This is a genomic window from Bacillus sp. MM2020_4, assembly GCF_011250555.1.
In the GTDB taxonomy this organism is placed as follows: Bacteria; Bacillota; Bacilli; order Bacillales; family Cytobacillaceae; genus Neobacillus.
In genome coordinates this window covers 47,579-62,888 of the sequence record NZ_JAANMZ010000007.1, presented here as the reverse complement: position 1 = coordinate 62,888, position 15,310 = coordinate 47,579, and the positions used below count along the sequence as shown (strand labels likewise).

Here is a 15,310-nt window from a genome sequence, read left to right as displayed (position 1 = left end):
GTCATTTGTCAATGAAATAGGAGCGACCATAAATGGTGAAAAAACAATTAATAATGGAAAAATCGCTGGAGCTTTTTGCTAAGCAAGGGTTTGAAGCAACATCCGTTCAGCAGATAACAGAACATTGCGGGATTTCCAAAGGGGCCTTTTACTTATCCTTCAAGTCAAAGGACGAATTGATCATCGCCCTAATCGACCAATTTATGATGCAAATCATTGCGGATATTGACTACATAGTCAGAAATACAGAAGACAGTCAACTTTTATATCAATTTTATTATGCCATTTATCATGCCTTTCAAAAGCATTCTGATTTTGCCAAAGTTCTCATGAAAGAGCATTCGCAAACATTTAACAAAGATCTGATCTTAAAAATGCAATACTACGACAAACTTCTTGAAAGCAATATCTTACTGCTGGTTGAACGTTTATACGCTGAAGAGGTCGAAGAGACAAAATATGATTTAATGTATACGATTAAGGGCTTTATGAATATGTATTCGCAGTTATTTGTTTTCTATAATGTACCATTGGATTTACAGGTATTGTCGGAGTCGCTTGTGGAAAAAACATCCTTACTGGCTCAACATATGACTATCCCCTTTGTTACAAAAGAGCTCGGCCAAATGTTTAAGAAGCCCATGCAGGAAGAAGGAACAAAAGAACAGCTCGGTATAATAATGGAGCAAAAGATAGAAGAAATGGAAGAGTCTATTGAAAAGGAGTCTTTACTCCTCCTGCGGCAAGAGCTGTTGGATCCTTCGCAGCCGCCTGCGGTTGTGAAAGGCTTAATCGAGAATATTCGTAAACACCCCCATTGTAAATGGATCTCTTTCTTGCTTCGGCAATATTTTGGGTTTTAACAATGGGTGAAGCAGGGGACGGTTCCCTGCTTCATTTTATGCGATGATCTCCCGTTCATTTTTAAATTTCTCATATTGTTTTTCAGTGATAATCCTTTTTAGAGCTTGAACAACTTCCCACACTTCCACATAGGACGTATATAGGGCCACCGGGGCAAGGCGAATGATGTTAGGTGCCCGGAAATCGGGAATAATGCCATTTTCCTTCAAGGACTTACAAATTCGGGCGGCTTCACGATGCTCAAGGCCTACATGTCCGCCGCGGCGCGCATCCTCTCTTGGTGTCCCAATGAAAATGCTCATACCCGCTAATTCATGATCGATTACATCCATTAAATACTGAGTGATTTTAAGCGATTTTTCACGGATATTCTGAATGCCAGCCTCTGTAATCATTTCCAACGACCCGATTAATGGCGCCATGCTAAGTACATGTGGTGTACCAATTTGGAACGCCCCTGCCGAGTGAGCTGGTGTTAAGGTATGCTCCATGTCGAATTGTTTGTCTTTATTCGAACTAAACCAGCCGGCAAGACCGGGCATTTTTCCAAAATGCTTGCGATTCACAAAAATACTGCCCACCCCGCCAGGTCCTCCGTTAACATATTTATAATTGCACCAAAACGCGAAATCAACCTCCCATTTGCTGAAGAAATGAGGAACCGAACCAACGGAGTGACAGCCGTCAAAGCCGATTAAAATCCCTCGTTTATGCGCCTCTTTCGTTAATCGTTTCATGTCTATTATTTGACCGCTGCGATACAGCACTGTCGGCAGGACGATCAGCGCAATCTCATCGTTCATCGCATCGATCATGTCATCTTCTTCTATAGTGCGACCATCGCGGCTTTTCACACGGACGAGATGTGTATTCGGATCGTAGCCATGAATTTTTAGCTGGCTTTGTAATGCATAAATATCAGATGGAAATGTGAGTTCATCCGCTAGGATTTTTGTGCGCTTTCCTTCCGGCTTGTAGAAAGTTGAGACAAGCTGGTGCAAATTGACTGTGGTAGAACCCGTGACAATGACCTCTTCAGCGGAAGCCCCAACTAACGGTGCCAGCTTTTCTCCCAGCTGCTCCGCCATAAAGAACCATGGATGGTTCCCCCTTGTCCAGCCATCAATCCCGTATTGCTTCCAATCCTCTAAGGATTCTAAGAGCGTTTTTTCAGCCCTCCTCGAAAGAAGTCCTAAGGAGTTCCCATCCATATAAATCATACCTGGCTTTAAATAAAACTCCTCACGGAAACGTGAAAGAGGATCCTCTTGATCTAATTGTTTTGCAAATTCCGCAGTTGGTAAGAAATTTGCCTCCATCGTAGTCCTCCTTTCCTAAAGCTAAATGGTGCCTGACACCATTTAGGATATTATTCCTTTGCATATATGTTAAAAGATTTTTACCTATGACGAAAGAATAATCTGTTGCAAAACACGAAACTTAACAGAAGTTCCCACATATGATAGTGATAATACCAATCTATTCATTTCTTCACTATGCCTGTAATTTTCCCCGAGTATAATGAAACGGAGGGTTTTTCATGAAAAGGTGGTTAACTGTTTTTTCTGTTGGTCTTTTAGTCCTCTTAAGCGGCTGTTCTTACCTAAACAATACGTACGACACACTTGATTACGTAAACGATGCCAAAGATTATTTAGACAGCGTCGTAACTTTCGCCGATGAAACCTCTGTCCTCCTACAGCAGGCTGTGGACGACCCTCAAGCAGCAAATGACCTTAAGACAACCCTTCAACAAATGAAGGATGACTTGGAATCCTTCAATACCTTGGACGTACCAGAAACAGTTGCTGCTTTCCATCACGAGCTCATGGAACAAAACAATCTATTGTCAAACCAAATTGACATTTACCTAAATCACATAAAAGACGACAGACTCGATCCCACCCTTCGTGAAAACGGCGAACTCCTGCAGCCCATTCAAGAAATCACCCACATCATCGAACAACTCAATCGACTAGGCACCCAGGTAAAGGAAACGCTCAACGCTTCACATGGTGCCTGACACCCTTACTAACTTATACACTGGATTTACGATTACAATAGATGTGAAAAGCTCCTCTCATGATGAGAAGAGCTTTTATAGTTTGGTATTCAATAAGAATAAGGGGTTGTCTTTACTTTTTCATCCAGTCCGGTTTTCCAAATCCTTTGAATTGGTCGTCGATGATTTTTTCGAACTCTGCAGATTCGACAACGGCTTTAATATCCTTTGCCAGCTGGGTATCTTTATTTTCTGTTTTGACAGCAACGACATTGCGATATGGATTAAGCATATTTTCAAGCGCTATTGCGTCAAGCAAGTCCATCTTAGCAGCCAAGGCGAAGTTTCCAGGAACAGCAGCTAAATCGGCACTGTCAACAGAACGAGGCAGTTGACCTGCTTCAATCGGCTGGAATTTCAAGTTTTTCTTGTTTTCCGTAATGTCCTTCTCTGATACAGTAATCGGATCGGCTTTTTCATTGATTTTAATCAAACCTTCATCGCGGAGAGTATTCAACGCGCGCGCCGCATTCGTTGGGTCATTCGGTAGGGTCACCGTAGACCCATCCTTTACTTCATCTAATGATTTATATTTTTTTGAAAAAATCCCCATTGGTGCTGTTGGAACCGAAATCAAAGGAGATAAATCCATGTTATTTTCTTTCGCAAAACTTGCCAGGTAGATTGAGTTTTGGAATAGGTTGGCTTGAATATCGCCATTATCTAATGCTTTGTCTGGTTGAATATAGTCACTAAACTCGACAACCTCCACTTTATAGCCCTTTTTCTCTAATCCTGGTACAATTGCTTTCTTCAACATATCACTATACGGACCAGCAGTAGCCCCAAATTTTATATCCTTCGATTTGGCACTTGCCTTGTCCTTGCTTTCGGAACTGCCGCCGCAAGCTGCTAATGCTCCAACGACTAAAAGTAAAACCATTGCTAAAAACCATTTTTTCATCATCATTTCCTTCTTTCCTATTTTCTTTTATCAACCGCTTTGGCAATAAAATCCCCAAGAAGCTGAACAAACTGAACTAAGACAATTAATATGACAACAGTGGCAATCATGATGGTGTTGTCATAGCGATAGTAGCCAAAGCGAATCGCTAAATCCCCGATTCCACCGCCGCCGACTGTGCCGGCCATTGCTGAAAAGCCAATTAAACTAATGAGGGTTAATGTAATCCCTGAGATAATCCCCGACCTTGCCTCAAGGAGCAGGACATCTTTAATGATCATCCATGGGGTAGCACCGGCAGCAATCGCCGCTTCAATGACGCCCTTATCAATCTCCCGTAACGCTGTCTCAACAATTCGGGCAAAAAAAGGAATGGCTGCCACGGATAGTGAAACACTTGCCGCGGTTGGTCCAATCGTTGTTCCAACGATAAAGTTCGTTAGCGGAATTAACGCGACCAACAGGATAATAAACGGAATCGATCGGATTAAATTGACGAGAAAGCCCATGCAAACCTGGACTGCACCATTTTGCAAAAACAGACCTTTATCAGTGACATATAAGAGAATCCCCACAGGCAAACCGATGATAATCGCAATCGCCAGTGAAATAGCAATCATATAAATCGTCTGTAAAAAGGCTGTATTGATATCGGGGATCAGTTCGATCAGATGATTAAAATCAATACCCATCACGTAACACCTCCACTTGCGCTGCACGGTCCTCGATATACCGAAGTGCCGTACGTACTTCCTCCTTCTGGCCATTCAGTTCCATAATAAAGATACCAAGCGGCAATTCCTGAATGTACTCAATCGAACCATGAAGGAAGTTCCCATTTACCTTAAATTGCTGCAGCATGTCGGAAATGACGCCCTCGCCTGCGACTTTTCCTTTGAAGGTCACTTTAATGATAGGACCCTGGCAATTTTTTAAAATAGCCTCCGGAACATCAAAGGAAACAACACTTTCGATAAACTCTTTTGTCAGTGCGGCCTGAGGGCTGGCAAATAAGTCATAAACCGGTCCCTCCTCCATGACCCGTCCCTCTTGCATAATCGCCATCCGGTGGCAAATTTCCTTAACCACATTCATCTCATGGGTGATTAAGACAATGGTGATATCGAGTTCTTTATTGATTTTTTTCAATAGAGTCAAAATCGATTTGGTGGTCGTTGGATCCAGTGCAGAAGTGGCTTCATCACACAAGAGTACCTTGGGATTATTGGCGAGTGCCCGCGCAATTCCCACCCGTTGTTTTTGCCCGCCGCTCAATTGCGCCGGATACACATCCCGTTTATCCGTCAATCCCACGGTTGCAAGCAGTTCCTCGACCCGTTCTTTGATTTCACTCTTTGGATAGTTGGCAGCCTTCAGGGAAAAAGCAATATTCTCAAACACGGTTTTTTGACTGATTAAATAAAAGTGTTGAAAAATCATCCCGATTTTTAACCTCGCTAAGCGAAGCTTCTCGCCTTTTAATGAGGTAAGGTCAGTTCCATCGACGGTAATAGTGCCTGTAGTAGGCCGCTCTAGCAAATTGATACAACGCAAGAGCGAACTTTTTCCGGCACCGGAATAGCCGACTATCCCGTAGATTTCGCCTTTTTGAATGGTTAATGATACCTCATCGACACCCTTAACCGTGCCATGCTTTGTTTTGTAAATCTTTGTAAGATTCTGAATTTCAATCATAGGATGACCTCTTTTTCAAAAGATTAGAAAGTATAAGATTTTCAATTTTGAGAATTGTCCAGCTCCAGCGCCGCTAACCAGGGCGCTTGCGCATTTCTTATTGTCATTATTTTTAAAAAATAATAAAATGCCCCTTTCACCTGAAAGGGGCATCGAAATACAAAGAAATATTTCGACTTATCTTTCAGAATGGAGGTCATTCTGCAGGAATTGGCACCTTCCCGAAGTGGGGGTTGCCGGACGTCATAGGGCCTAGTCCCTCGGTCGCTCTCGATAAGTTAAATTGAGTTTAATAAGATAGTTTAGATATTACTCATCTATGTTTATTTTGTCAATCATCAGAAAATAGTATTCTACCACAATAAAACGCTTCCATCCCTATTATATCAATCTATAAAGTGGGTTTTAGAAACTTTTTGAAGCAAAAGAACCGTCCCCTGCTTCCTTTTTTGAATACTCATCCTAAAGCACCATTTTGTTATTGACCCCGTGACAAAAGGGTGTAGTTTTCTTATAATCTTGATAGTTCCATCTTTTACCACCATTTAAATAAATTACGCAGCGGTTTTTTTAATTAATAGAGAGGTGACCATATGGGATTTGATGTTGACCAGGCTGTCTCACAGGCGAGAAGGTTAAGCCAATATGCAGATACACTTCGAGATATAAAAAAGAGCATGGAAACCTATAAAGGCAATTTAACTGTCCATTGGCAGGCAACGGAAGTAACGTACATAAACAATGCGATTGACCATCTTAGTAGGAAATTTTATTCGATATCGCAAACGCTAGATGAGATTGGTGGAGATATTGTCCGCACTACACATGAAATTAGAAATGAAAAAATAGCGAAAGAAAAGGCGGCTGCAAAATCACTATAAGAGGAAATTAGCTGGACGAATGGTGCACTATATTTCTCGGTACCACAAAATACATGATTTGCTTAGAGAGGGGATTTCTTTGGATCCAATCAAAATAAACGTAAGTACGATAAAAGGTTATCAAAGCAATTTAGAAAGAGGTAAATCAAGTATTTCAGATGTTAAACAAAGTGTGTCCTCATTAAGGAATCAAATCAGCAGTAAAATCCTGTCCCGAAGATCTATTGGGCAAAAACTGAACACAATTGCTCAGGATATTCAAGACGCTGAAAGTCAAATAAACAAACTGAAGTCCTTCATGGAGGAATCGATTAACCAATACATATCAGCTGAAAGAAAAGTAGATGGCAAGGCTGCAGCTTTGCTCGGGATCGATCGTATCATTATGGACAGTCAAATGGGCGGTGCTGCTGCCAGGCAGAAACATGCGTCTAAATCTGATAGTCAATGGGAACAATGGCGTAACGGCATTATTGAAGCCCTTACAAATGATGAAGGCGGACTCGCCAGCGAGCTGCTTTTAGGAGGCTTCTCTGCTTCCTTAGTCTCGAAATATTACAAGATGCCAAAGTTTTTTAAGGATGATAGATACCTCAAGGTTTTGAATAGTGAATTTTATAAAGGCGGCGAGGGACTAGCGAGAAGATACACGATAGAAAACGTCAAAAACGGCAGATATCCCAATGTGTCAAAACTAGTAAATATAGATAAAGGTTTAAAAATTGCTGGGAAGGTAGGAGTGGCAGGAGCATTAATCACCGGCGCTGCTCAAGTGTATAAAGAACTCACAACAGATAATACTGTGTCAACAAAAAGAAAAGTGATCAACGCTGGGGTGAAAGGTGCAGAAGTGGCTGCTGTAGCAGTTGTCGGAGCAAAATTCGGGGCTGCAATCGGGACGGTCATTGCACCGGGAGTTGGGACAGCCGTTGGTGCTGTCGTTGGTGCCGGAGTTGCAGCAATTAGTTCCTATGTCATCGACAAGGGTTTAAATTTAAACATATGGGGTTCTGGCAAAAATAAAAAGTCAACATTGGATGTCATTGGGGATGGCGTTGAAATAGGGGTTGATGCCGTTGGACATGCAGCCAATGGTGCATCAAGGTGGTTCGGGAGTTTATTCAAGGATAAACCAAAGCCAGTAACAGGTGCAGGCTAGTAATGGTTCGTAACAACCAGTAAGGAGTGAAGAAAATGGTTTATAATTTTTCAAAATATGATATAGGTTTTCTAAGTCTTATTTTTAATCATCCATTACCATTAATTGTAGATGATCCATTCAATGATAGGACAAAGGTTCAGATCCAAAATGAATGGCAGCTATTTACCGAAAGATTTCGTTCAAGGGGACTTCTTCGTACAGATGAACTTGGAAATGTTATTTTTGATACTAGTCTTATAGAATCATTATTATCCATGTTTGGTGCCGACACCATGATCTCAATTATTCAAGAAGAAGAGATTCAGTCCGTTTTTTATTTACATGAAGAGGATAGGTCACTATTAAAAAAAGAGGATATTGGTTTTTCTCTAAAACACTTTGAGGGCGAGGAAGATTTTTCCCATGACTTTTTAGCCAACATGAGCATGGAAGAGGCCACCTCACCACCCCCTTTTGAATACTTTTCGCTTCAACTCCCTACTAGTCAATTTGATACTCTTCTTGGTTGGTATAACAACAGTGAAATAGCCAAAATCAGCGTTCTTTGCACCATTAAACAAGTAAGCTTCGAGACTTGTATTTCTTTATTAAATTCAACCCATCAACATGAAGGTCTATCCGTTCTCACGGAGAGAATAGGCGGGACTGGAACGATCATCACGAAAATAGTTAATGATTCCGGTATACTTACACTGGTTAAAATGATATACACGGAAGAAAAGGAAATGACCGCATTACTTCAATGTCCTCCTAACAAATTAATTAAGACAATACTAGCGTTTTAGAAAGAGAGAAACCAGATGAAAACAAAGCAATCAAAAACGTCTACATCCCCAAACGATCCATTAAAGAAAAATATACTTTTCATAAATGTGGTTTTATTTGCCATTACGGCTTTTTTCGCATTAGTCTGCTTTCAATATTCAAAGGTTATCCCAAATCAGTCTTTACTTATTTCAGTGTCTATTGTGCTATTGGTAAGTTTAGGTCTTTTTATTTATGGATTTTGGCTGCGAAATAACATAAGGCTCAACAGGCAGATGGGGATTTTCAGCTCCGTTTATTGTATCCTAGTTAGCATCCTGCTTTTTTTAACCGCAAATATTTTGTATACAGCTGGTGTAGAAGAGGGAACAATTGTCGAAGAGGTTCATTACTTCTCGTTTTCATTACTAGAGTATTTGATTATTATCTCTATTTTGTCAGTACTCCTATTTATCCTCTCATCACCAAAAATATTAAACCGGGAAATCAAAACGGCGAAGGCTTATGTTTGGGCAAGTGTCCTCGGAATTGGAATGGTCATCATTGCCTATATCATTATGATAGTCATCATGCACAAGATTTTTACCAATCCTGATTCAGTAAGGGATTCCTATGAAATTTTAGCTGGTTCAGTTGGGTTCGGATATATCGGCTGCGCAATGATGATTGTTATATGTCGATCAAAGACGAAAGGAACGAAAAATAATGGATAAGTATTTACCGATTGGTTCTGTTGTCCTCTTAGAAGGCGGCACTAAAAGGGTGATGATCTACGGCCGCAAGCAACAGGAACTGAATACCAACAAAATTTGGGATTACATTGCCTGTCTTTACCCCGAAGGTAATATTAACGAACAATACATGTATTTATTTAATCATGACCAAATAGATAAAATTTATTTTATTGGCTACCAGGATGAAGAAGAGTTTGAATTTGTAAAGGAGAATTTATTCGAAAACGATTAAATAGGAATTTGAAAAAAATCCCCATTGGGGCTGAATTTGCTCTTCGAACGTCCTAGGGCTTAGTCCCTCGGTCGCTCTCAATCGTCTCTGCCCCAAATTGGCGAAAAGCAGCGAATGACTAAGATAACAAGGGGGATTTCCGCTTATATGAATGATGTTGTCGTTTTCAATCCAATTGTTTCCGTCTTCACCGAGATTGTGTCAATGCCCCGACTTCCTCATAAAGAAAAGCAAAGGATTCAATCCTTTGCTCCTAAGCGGCTGATATCTCTTTCACTTCAGGTTCCTTCTTGAAGGCAATTTTCTTTTTAAATAGGCTGGCAGCAACAAATGAGAGGAGTGAAAGAATTAAAACGTACGTCCAGATTCGGGCCATAGATGGCGTATTCCAAACACCTAAAAAGTAAAGCAGTGCTGGGATCGTTAGCGTTACCCATGACTGCACGAAGGCAACGATTCCGAGATACGAATCAATTTTCTTTTTCAGCGCATTTGATAAAAAGAAGAGAAACCACAAAAATGACCACATTCCCCATGTTAAGGCACTTACTACATCATGAAAGTGGACAATTGAAGTTATGGTGTAAACGACTGCAATAATGGCAACCCATAAGCAGAACCAACCGAGACCATTGCCCTCGAATCCCTTCAACGCAGTGGTTCCTACATATAAGTAAGTCAAGCCAAATAAGAAAATGGCCGCATTATTATAAAGTTCCCAATTAGTTTGATCCGAAACAATGAGTAAATAAAATGGAATAATAATTTGAATACTTCCTACGAAAACATTAAAAACGCCAACACTCTTCCCATCTGCCTTCCCTAACAACATAAGACTGTTTAAAAATAAGACAGCACCCGATAGAAATAAACCCACAAAGCTCACTGCATTCCACTCCTTTAAAAAAGGAAAAGGCAGTTTCTCTTCTTAATGAAGAAAAGAAATTGCCCTTTCAAACAAAATTTTATCATTATAGTGATCATCAAATCTTTATATTTCATTTTTCAAAGTAACTATAGCACATGTCATGAACATATGTTAAGCCACATTTGAAAAAATGTAAAATTAACTTATTTCCATTATCTCCATAATCGTCCTATAAGAGTTAAGAACCAAAAAAGTGCCAGGCCCCACCCATTTTAACTGGATGGAGCCTGACACTTGTGGTCGTCCCCTACTTTATTCATTTTTATAAAAACGTTCACCTGTAACAGGGTTATAATATACTCTGGTTTTTTCACCCGTTACGGGGTCAATATTTATTTCCTCTGTCGATTGGAATCCATCCGGAACTTTTATCCCATGATTTCGGTTAAACCGTTTGTCGTAAATAAAGTAACCAAGGAGGATGCAAAAGATAACGATAATTATTTCTATGGCATAGAAACTAATGACGAACTTCATTAAATTGCCTCCACAATAACAGCCGTTCCATATGCCACAATTTCACTCATATTTTTGCCGATTTCACCAGAATCAAATCTCATCATCACTATCGCATTTGCACCCATTTGGTTGGCATTTTTAATCATACGGTCCAAGGCTTCTTTTCTTGAATCTTCAAGCATCGCTGTATACTGCTTGATTTCTCCGCCTACTAGAGATTTTAAACCTGCCATAATATCGCCGCCAATCCCTCTGCTTCTAACAATCAGTCCGAATACAGGTCCTTTTATTTCTACAACTTTGTAGCCTTCAACTTTTTCAGTGGTAACCACTAACACAATAATCACCTCCATCATTATATTTTTGGTTGTGTTCAATTCCTATTCATCATCAAAACAAGTGCAGAAAGTCGCTAGATTTCTTTAGAAGAAACAGGTAAAAATAGTTTAATTCCCCGTTTATTAAATGGCAGAATTTTAAGATCTGCCAGCAAATGACTGATGTAACCGGCTAGGCAGGTATAAAAGATACCACTAATTCCAAGCGATACCTCTAATTTGGATGCGATAATCCCAAAGAAGATGACTCCCAATAGCGAATGGGTATAGCTGCGGTGCGATACAAAGGACGCAATTAAAATATAAATTCCAAGTAGGATCAACCATAGTTCTTGTAAGGAGGCTCCCCCCGCAAGTACACCAATTCCCGTGATTGTTAACATATGTTTTTGCTTGATTTTCGAGGCTACTCCTATAATTGCCAATCCAATGCCAACCCCAAGCCATTTTTCTGTCGCTCCACCCTCAAAAAAACTATAAAAGATCATAAGAGCCCCAATTAGCTGAGCAGCCGTCCGAATTACCTTATGAGATAGAGTGATTTTGCCGCGAAGACTCCCATCAATGTCAAGATCGGGGATTAAACCAGATATTCCTCCTAATCCGACTAATAAGAGCGTAGTTGAGGGAGTAGATTGAAACTGGTTGGCAACGATAAATCCCGCAGCTGCTCCAATTGCCGCATGTGCTGTACCATTCAATTGTATGTCCACCTCTAAATAATATTGTTGTGGTTATTTCATAAAAGCACCACACTATATTTAGTTTACACCAAAACGTTTGTTCTGTTTAGAGGGAATTTACGTTTGGAATGGATGCAAGCAAAAAAGTACCCCTATTTCCACTCCAACTGTTAAGCAAAATTTGTTACTCCTCTGCTTGATTTAGTCGCGAATAACTACTAATTTTCTACAAAGAAGTCCGAAATCCTTCAAAATCCCCCAGGAAATTTTTAGCTTTCGACAAACTGAAAAAACGCTGTCCGCTAAAAACCGGCAGCGCATCTTCTTGTTATTATAATCAAATTTTCAGCAAATCAGACAAAATTCTGTGTGGTATTATTTCTGCTGAATTTGTAGACCGCAATTAAGAAAAAGGCAGCGGCAAAGGCAATGAGAATCAGCAGATGTAAAGATAACTCGCTAAACGAATGGCCTTCCTGCAGTTTGGTTAGGGTATCAAGTGTCCAGCGCTGCGGTAGGAAGTTGGCTATTTTTTGCAGTGAAGTTGGCATTACTTCCACAGGCCAGAAGCATCCGGAAAGCATCACAGTTGGTGTGATAATTAAGTTTTGCAGGGCACTTGCTGCACTGCGGCTGTTTGAAAGCGAGATCATGACGAGCGATAGCCCGACGGCAATCAAGGAAAACAGGAACATGACGACTGCCGCTTCCCAATAAGCCATATTCAGGCCAATATGAAAGACGATTTTCATGACAGTTAATGTAATCACAACTTGAATGCACATCACAATCATGTTCACCAGCACATTCGCCAGTAAAAATTTTCTAGCATTAATCGGTGTCGATAATAACCGAAAATAGGTGCGTTTTTCTTTTTCCAGCAATATGATCTCGGACAGATTGGTTGCTGACATCAGCATGATCATTATTAAAAAACCAATCGTTTGATTTGTCATATTCTTATTTTTCGATGTATCCGCTAATGAATGTGTCTCGAGCTTAAAGGCCGATTGCTGGTAGTCCTGAACCATTTGCCGAAAAGTTTGTTGATTTCCATCTGCCGCACGGCTGATCGTCGAGATATTTTCGATATATTGATATAAATAGGATTTTACGAATCCTGTAACTTGAGCACCTTTGATGGAGGTAATTTGGATATGGTCAGGGCTTCCCGCCAAGACACTGTCCGAATACCCCTTTTCAAAGGTAATGACACTGTCGAGCTTACCGGAGACAATTTCTTCCTGAACGTTCCCGGCTTTCATTTCCGTCATCTTCACATTCTCTAACCCTGCTAAAAACTGGATCGTATCTGTGGTAATCTCACTTTTATCCTGGTTGACTACGCCGACATGCAGGAGCATTTTTTGATCACCGCCATAGACGAGCAGCGAAATAAAAATTCCGATTAATGGCATAAATAGATACATAATAATGTTTTTCTTTTTTCGAAACGTACCTTGTAATGTGTTTTGGATAAGCCAGAGGATATCCTTCATTATAGCCCCTCCCTCCTTTGCAGCGAGATGATTGCCACTAGTAACAATAAGAATGATCCAATCAGATTGATACCGATCGCCGGAATGGCGGCAGCAAAGTCATTTGCATAAATGATTTTCGTTATAGCTGTATTCATCCAAGTTAACGGTGAAAGGTCGGTAATGAGCTTAAAAATTCCCTCGGGATTTTCAATTTTAAAATAAGCCCCGCCAAAAAAGGATGATAGCTGCACAAATAACATAATGATGACTTGAGGTGCCGCACTTGTTTTCGCTAGGAAACTAACACCGATTCCGATACTAACCGCAAGCACCACCTCAGAAAGCAGCACTAGAAATACCAGCCCCAGATGGTTACCCCAGTTGGCCTTGAATAATAGTTTGCTAAACAGAATGACTAATATGACACACAACCCATTACTAATGAGACTCCCTAACACTTTTCCGATAAAGATTTCGCTTTTCCTTACTGGTGCGGCAATTAGTCGATCGGCCGTCTTTCTTACGCGCTCACCAACAATTAACGAGCTCGCTGACATCGCTCCGTACAGAATAATCATCGTCGTAATGGCAATCGCATAATAATCCAACGACCCCGGCTTCTTTTCGGGATTTAGAGAGGTCTCCTTAATAAAATTCGCCTGGGTTCTACTCGTAAAAGCCTCCTCCAATTTATCAGGCGCTGTCTTCCTAATTTCAGAAGCAATATTGAATTTATCAACATAGGCAGCGAGCATGCCTTGGAGGATATTTGCGTTAATACTATTTCCATTGTTGATATACAGCTGTACACCTTTATCACTCACTTCTATATATCCATCATAGGTATCTTGCTTCACTTCTTTTTTTCCGTCCATCTTTTCGGTGGCTTTCTTGAAATGAATCCCAGATGCTTCAGCGCCAGCCCTAAACTGCTGAAAGCTTCCTTCTTGTGTCGTATCTTTATATAAAACGTGGAGATCATCCACAGGAAGACTGCTTGTAAACGTGTTCGACAAGGCCGTTCCAAGAACAAGTATTAAGAGAATCGGAAAGGCTAACATAAAAAACAAGGTTCTTCTATCCCGGAAGTCTGATTTGATCCCCTTCCAGGCGATATGAAGTATAGTCAAAGGTAATCCCCCTTATTGGTCCCGCAGATTTCTTCCGGTTAAGGTTAAAAATACGGTCTCTAAATTCGGTGCTTTTTCTTGTAAGGCGCGTATTTCAATATGGCTGTTAATAAAGTGCTCAATGATATTATTTAGATTATTAACACCTGTATCCGAGTTGATTTTTATAAAATTTTCATCCACGACAACGGCTTCTACACCTGGGATATCTTTAATCGACTGAAGATTTATATTTTCGGTCGATTTGACTTCAATCCATAAGTCTTTTGTATTGGTAATGATCGATTTCAGTTGTTCCTTCGTACCCTCGGCAATGATTTTTCCGTGGTCAATAATAGCGATCCGCGAACAGATCTCCTCCACTTCCTCCATATAATGGCTTGTATAAATGATGGTGCAGCCCATTTCATTTAACTTCCTCACGGATGCCAGGATGTAGTTCCGCGACTGCGGATCAATGCCCACCGTTGGTTCATCCATAATGATCAGCTTCGGCCGATGGGCGATGGCACAGGCAATATTTAAGCGGCGCTTCATCCCGCCGGAAAAACTTTTAGGGTAACTTTTATGTTTATCTTGAAGACCGACAAATTCCAACGCTTCCTCCACCCGGTCATGTAGTTCCGCACCGCGCAAACCGTATAGCCCCGCAAAGAATTTTACGTTTTCATAGGCCGTCATGTCCTCATAGATCGCCAAATCCTGTGGAACCATGCCAAGGTTCATTTTAGCAAAACGGCTGTGTTTGGCCGCGTTTTTCCCAAGAATACGAATGAGACCATCATTGCTTCGCAACAGTCCGGCGATCATATTAATCGTTGTACTTTTACCGGCACCATTTGCCCCAAGGAAACCAAAGATTTCCCCTTCGGCAACGGATAAGCTCATATTATCAACCGCAATAAAATCAGCGAATTTTTTCGTAACATTTTTTATCTCTAATACGTTCATCTTTTCACCTCAAGGTCGTTAGTATAGTTCAAGTATAAAAA

Annotated in this window: 18 protein-coding genes and 1 riboswitch; of the genes, 7 read left to right on the top strand and 11 right to left on the bottom strand. The window is 40.6% G+C overall.

Annotated elements, in window-relative coordinates:
* Window positions 1-32 precede the first annotated feature (32 nt).
* Window positions 33-863 carry a TetR/AcrR family transcriptional regulator gene (locus tag G6554_RS07820; RefSeq protein ID WP_166240466.1) on the top strand — a complete coding sequence of 277 codons (831 nt, stop codon included), beginning with the start codon at window positions 33-35 and terminating at the stop codon, window positions 861-863.
* Between the two features lie 36 nt (window positions 864-899).
* Here G6554_RS07820 and kynU read toward each other — a convergent pair whose 3' ends face one another.
* A complete protein-coding gene (gene kynU, locus G6554_RS07815; RefSeq protein WP_166240464.1) occupies window positions 900-2,183 on the bottom strand; it encodes a kynureninase in 1,284 nt (427 codons plus the stop codon).
* 221 nt (window positions 2,184-2,404) lie between these two features.
* Here kynU and G6554_RS07810 point away from each other — a divergent pair, with 221 nt between their 5' ends.
* Window positions 2,405-2,887, top strand: coding sequence for a DUF6376 family protein (locus G6554_RS07810; protein ID WP_166240462.1), 483 nt, complete (start codon window positions 2,405-2,407; stop codon window positions 2,885-2,887).
* 112 nt (window positions 2,888-2,999) lie between these two features.
* On the opposite strand, the gene G6554_RS07805 is transcribed toward G6554_RS07810, so the two are convergent.
* Genes G6554_RS07805 through G6554_RS07795 form a run of 3 tightly spaced genes read right to left on the bottom strand, consistent with a single transcriptional unit; the run spans window position 3,000 to window position 5,525 of the window.
* Entirely contained in the window at window positions 3,000-3,830 is an 831-nt protein-coding gene (locus G6554_RS07805; protein WP_166240559.1) for a MetQ/NlpA family ABC transporter substrate-binding protein, read from the bottom strand.
* Between the two features lie 17 nt (window positions 3,831-3,847).
* A complete protein-coding gene (locus tag G6554_RS07800; RefSeq protein WP_166240460.1) occupies window positions 3,848-4,522 on the bottom strand; it encodes a methionine ABC transporter permease in 675 nt (224 codons plus the stop codon).
* On the bottom strand, window positions 4,512-5,525 hold the full coding sequence (locus G6554_RS07795; protein ID WP_166240458.1) for a methionine ABC transporter ATP-binding protein: 1,014 nt from the start codon (window positions 5,523-5,525) through the stop codon (window positions 4,512-4,514). The genes G6554_RS07800 and G6554_RS07795 overlap by 11 nt, the downstream gene beginning before the upstream one ends.
* 174 nt (window positions 5,526-5,699) lie before the next feature.
* Window positions 5,700-5,805, bottom strand: a riboswitch (SAM riboswitch).
* Window positions 5,806-6,118: 313 nt separating this feature from the next.
* Between G6554_RS07795 and G6554_RS07790 the strand changes: the two genes are divergently transcribed.
* The 5 genes from G6554_RS07790 to G6554_RS07770 all read left to right on the top strand — a co-directional run bounded on the left by G6554_RS07790 (window position 6,119) and on the right by G6554_RS07770 (window position 9,299).
* Window positions 6,119-6,406 (top strand): hypothetical protein, encoded by a 288-nt coding sequence (locus G6554_RS07790; protein ID WP_166240456.1) that lies wholly within the window; start codon window positions 6,119-6,121, stop codon window positions 6,404-6,406.
* Window positions 6,407-6,485: 79 nt separating this feature from the next.
* The gene (locus G6554_RS25570; RefSeq protein WP_207342944.1) at window positions 6,486-7,565 is read left to right on the top strand and encodes a hypothetical protein; all 1,080 of its coding nucleotides are present in this window, start codon (window positions 6,486-6,488) and stop codon (window positions 7,563-7,565) included.
* Window positions 7,566-7,600: 35 nt separating this feature from the next.
* Window positions 7,601-8,353, top strand: coding sequence for a hypothetical protein (locus G6554_RS07780; RefSeq protein ID WP_166240454.1), 753 nt, complete (start codon window positions 7,601-7,603; stop codon window positions 8,351-8,353).
* Between the two features lie 15 nt (window positions 8,354-8,368).
* Complete coding sequence (locus G6554_RS07775; protein WP_166240452.1) at window positions 8,369-9,046, top strand: DUF4293 domain-containing protein; 678 nt, start codon at window positions 8,369-8,371, stop codon at window positions 9,044-9,046.
* Entirely contained in the window at window positions 9,039-9,299 is a 261-nt protein-coding gene (locus G6554_RS07770) for a DUF4176 domain-containing protein (RefSeq protein WP_166240450.1), read from the top strand. The genes G6554_RS07775 and G6554_RS07770 overlap by 8 nt, the downstream gene beginning before the upstream one ends.
* A 253-nt stretch (window positions 9,300-9,552) precedes the next feature.
* On the opposite strand, the gene G6554_RS07765 is transcribed toward G6554_RS07770, so the two are convergent.
* From G6554_RS07765 to G6554_RS07735, 7 genes are all read right to left on the bottom strand, one after another.
* Window positions 9,553-10,185 (bottom strand): AmiS/UreI family transporter, encoded by a 633-nt coding sequence (locus tag G6554_RS07765; RefSeq protein WP_166240448.1) that lies wholly within the window; start codon window positions 10,183-10,185, stop codon window positions 9,553-9,555.
* Between the two features lie 294 nt (window positions 10,186-10,479).
* Entirely contained in the window at window positions 10,480-10,704 is a 225-nt protein-coding gene (locus G6554_RS07760; protein WP_166240446.1) for a hypothetical protein, read from the bottom strand.
* Entirely contained in the window at window positions 10,704-11,024 is a 321-nt protein-coding gene (locus G6554_RS07755) for a YbjQ family protein (RefSeq protein ID WP_166240444.1), read from the bottom strand. The genes G6554_RS07760 and G6554_RS07755 overlap by 1 nt, the downstream gene beginning before the upstream one ends.
* Before the next feature lie 74 nt (window positions 11,025-11,098).
* On the bottom strand, window positions 11,099-11,725 hold the full coding sequence (locus G6554_RS07750) for a metal-dependent hydrolase (RefSeq protein WP_166240443.1): 627 nt from the start codon (window positions 11,723-11,725) through the stop codon (window positions 11,099-11,101).
* Between the two features lie 335 nt (window positions 11,726-12,060).
* Window positions 12,061-13,206, bottom strand: coding sequence for an ABC transporter permease (locus tag G6554_RS07745; RefSeq protein WP_166240441.1), 1,146 nt, complete (start codon window positions 13,204-13,206; stop codon window positions 12,061-12,063).
* Window positions 13,206-14,318 (bottom strand): ABC transporter permease, encoded by a 1,113-nt coding sequence (locus G6554_RS07740; protein ID WP_166240439.1) that lies wholly within the window; start codon window positions 14,316-14,318, stop codon window positions 13,206-13,208. Before G6554_RS07740 ends, G6554_RS07745 begins: the two co-directional genes overlap by 1 nt.
* A 12-nt stretch (window positions 14,319-14,330) precedes the next feature.
* Window positions 14,331-15,269: an ABC transporter ATP-binding protein gene (locus G6554_RS07735; RefSeq protein WP_166240437.1), complete on the bottom strand. Its 939-nt coding sequence runs from the start codon at window positions 15,267-15,269 to the stop codon at window positions 14,331-14,333.
* Between the last annotated feature and the right edge of the window lie 41 nt (window positions 15,270-15,310).